The organism is Dissulfurispira sp. (assembly GCF_036745535.1).
Lineage (GTDB): Bacteria > Nitrospirota > Thermodesulfovibrionia > Thermodesulfovibrionales > Dissulfurispiraceae > Dissulfurispira.
Genome location: NZ_DAIOFX010000141.1, coordinates 1 through 2,592, shown reverse-complemented (window position 1 = coordinate 2,592; position 2,592 = coordinate 1). Strand labels below are relative to the sequence as shown.

General features: G+C 41.5%; 4 protein-coding genes and 2 pseudogenes. All 6 read left to right on the top strand.

Annotated features, from left to right (window positions below; translation table 11 throughout):
• Window positions 1-292: PhnD/SsuA/transferrin family substrate-binding protein (locus tag V7L97_RS12130; protein ID WP_333656342.1), on the top strand; the 292-nt coding region annotated here is incomplete at its 5' end.
• A pseudogene (locus V7L97_RS13175) lies at window positions 277-333 on the top strand (hypothetical protein); the annotation flags it as partial. The gene V7L97_RS12130 and the pseudogene V7L97_RS13175, both read left to right, overlap by 16 nt.
• 41 nt (window positions 334-374) lie before the next feature.
• Window positions 375-806, top strand: coding sequence for a phosphate/phosphite/phosphonate ABC transporter substrate-binding protein (locus V7L97_RS12125; protein WP_333656344.1), 432 nt, complete (start codon window positions 375-377; stop codon window positions 804-806).
• A 39-nt stretch (window positions 807-845) separates the two neighbouring features.
• Window positions 846-1,604, top strand: coding sequence for a substrate-binding domain-containing protein (locus tag V7L97_RS12120; RefSeq protein ID WP_333656339.1), 759 nt, complete (start codon window positions 846-848; stop codon window positions 1,602-1,604).
• Between the two features lie 126 nt (window positions 1,605-1,730).
• Entirely contained in the window at window positions 1,731-2,309 is a 579-nt protein-coding gene (locus V7L97_RS13170; RefSeq protein ID WP_442891841.1) for a Crp/Fnr family transcriptional regulator, read from the top strand.
• A pseudogene (locus V7L97_RS12110) lies at window positions 2,254-2,403 on the top strand (helix-turn-helix domain-containing protein); the annotation flags it as partial. The gene V7L97_RS13170 and the pseudogene V7L97_RS12110, both read left to right, overlap by 56 nt.
• Window positions 2,404-2,592 lie beyond the last annotated feature (189 nt).

The window sequence follows — 2,592 nt, the reverse complement described above, 5'->3', positions numbered from 1 at the left end:
TGCAATGATATTTCTGCTCCTGCCAATTATGGCCTTTCCAGAGGTAAAGCTCGGCCTCTTGCCCAGGCTTCCAGAACAAGAAATGGTTGAGATGTTCACACCACTCGCAAAACATCTCGAAAAAGAGATAGGCCGGAAAGTAACTATTGTTGTGCCTAAAGACTTCGATGCCTTTACCAAAATGGCAATCGGAGGTGAGTTTGACCTGGGTTATGCCAATCCTTATATCTATGTACTTATTAAGAAGGATGTGCCCAGCAGCAGAACCCCTCGCCCTTGCAGCAGAACCTAAAATCGGAACAAAGTTCAGGGGCATTTTTATTTGCAAGAAAGGACAAACCCATTAAAAGTGTAAAAGACCTGAAGGGCAAAAAATTGCCTTTATGGACCCGGGCTCTGCCGGAGCCTATCTTGTGCAGATGCTCATGCTCAAAGAAGCAGGGGTCAGTAAAGCAGAAATTACGCCGGTATTCGTTAAAAAGCCGGGGCCTGTTGCTGATGCAGTATTATTCGGCAAGGCAGATGCCGGTGGAATAAGGGAAGACGACCTTGAGAAGGTTCCGAATAGTGCAGAATTTCGAGTTATAGGAGCAAGCGCATGGATTCCAAATTTCCCTTTATTTACCACAAAGAAGACAGACAAAGCAGTTGCAGCCAAAGTCAGAGATGCCCTCTTGAAACTTAAGCCAGGTGCTGCAAAAACATTCCCGGTATTAGGCCCTGCAAAGATTGAGGGATTTGTTCCAACGACAGATAAAGATTTTGACCTTATGAGAGAAGCTGCCAGAGCAGCAGGGGCATTATAAGATTTGTAAGTTTTCTCAGGAAAGGACAGGAGGAATGATATGAAGAAAGTCATATGTGCTTTATTAGCAGGTATGGTCTTGTTGTTAATATGCAGTGCCGGTGCTTTTGCAGATGAAATTAGAATAGGGGCAGGCGCAGCGCCTGCAGGTATATTAAAAACAATTAAGGAATATTTTGAAAAAACGAGCGCGGTTAAACTTACTATTGTAGAGGTGGGACCTAGGATAGCAATGCAAGACCTCCTAAAAGACACTATAGATGTTGCAGGGGCAGGAGTCACACTTGACGAGTGGATTGCTGTCATGAAAAAGGATGGGATTGAGGTCAATAAAGCAGAACTGCAAAGTTTCGTTATTGGAAAAAGCAGGGCAGCGGTTTTTATAAATAAATCCAATCCTGTTTCAAGACTTACAAAAGAGCAATTAAAGGGTATATTCACCGGGAAAATTACTAATTGGAGGGATGTAGGCGGGAAAGACATGACAATCGTTATAGTATGGGGAAAACTGACTCCCGGAATGAATGCACTATTCATAAGCAAGATACTTGATGGTGAGTCTCCAACAAAGGATATTCTTGAAGCCGTTACTGGTCCTGATGTAAAACAAAATATAGCATCAAACCAGGAGGCAATAGGGATTGTAGCTTCAAATGTAGTTGATGATACCATCAAGGTTCCTGAGATACCAGAGGTATCAAGTGATATAATCCTTGTTACTAAAGGCAAACCATCTCAACGTGTTCAGAGACTCATTGATTTTATTAAAGGAGAGGGACAGAAGTATATCAAACAGTAAGACAGTGTGAAAGAGAAAGAATGCCTCTATAGACAAAGTTATGAAGGAGAGTTAAACTAAATTATTGATTCCGAGGCATGAAATGTTTAAAAAATTAATAGTTAGCAGTTAACTTATGGAAAAACGCTGGTATCTAAGTACCTTAGATATTATCAACGAGCTGCCGGAAGACGAAAGATCATTTTTTTACCAAAATCACACAAGAAAAAATATTCCAAAAACAGCGTTATCTTCTCTCCGGGCGACCAGGGCAATTTAATCTACTATGTTTTAAGCGGCAGGGTTAAAATCTATAACCTCTCTGAGTGTGGAAAGGAGATCATATACTGGTTCTGTCAGCCAAAGGATTTTTTCGGCCTTGCAGAGGTTTGCGACGGTGAGGTGAGGACTGTCTTCGCAGAGGCAGTGGAGGATGCTGAGGTCCTGTGCATAAATAGAGCGAATTTTGAGGATCTTATCAGCAGGAATCCTAAGATAGCCGTCTTTATTATGAGAATGCTCGGCAGTAGAATAAGACAGGCGCATGAGACCATAAAGGAGCTTGTTATATGCGATGTTCACACCCGATTGGCCCAACTCCTTATCAAGCTCGGTCAGATATGCGGCTGTTCTCATAATGGGGTTATTACCATAAAAGTTTACCCATCAGGAAATGGCAAACATGATAGGGGCTACAAGGACAACTGTGACAGAAGCGATGAATGAGTTCAGGAAAAATGGACTCATCGAGTGTGATGGACGCAGAATCGCCATTCTCGATTATGCAAGGCTTGTCAAGCTTATAGATTCTTCTGACTGATATCTTTTAATTCCCTCTTATAGTTCACACACCGAAATGCCCTTCATCTGGATTTCTTGAAAAATTAATCATTGTCGTCCAGCAAACATAATTAAAGTTTTTTAGATTGTAGTATAGATTTAAGAATACTTTAAAGGAGGTTAAGGACAATGAAGAAGAGTCTCCCAAAAACTATCAAGGACGTTGAAG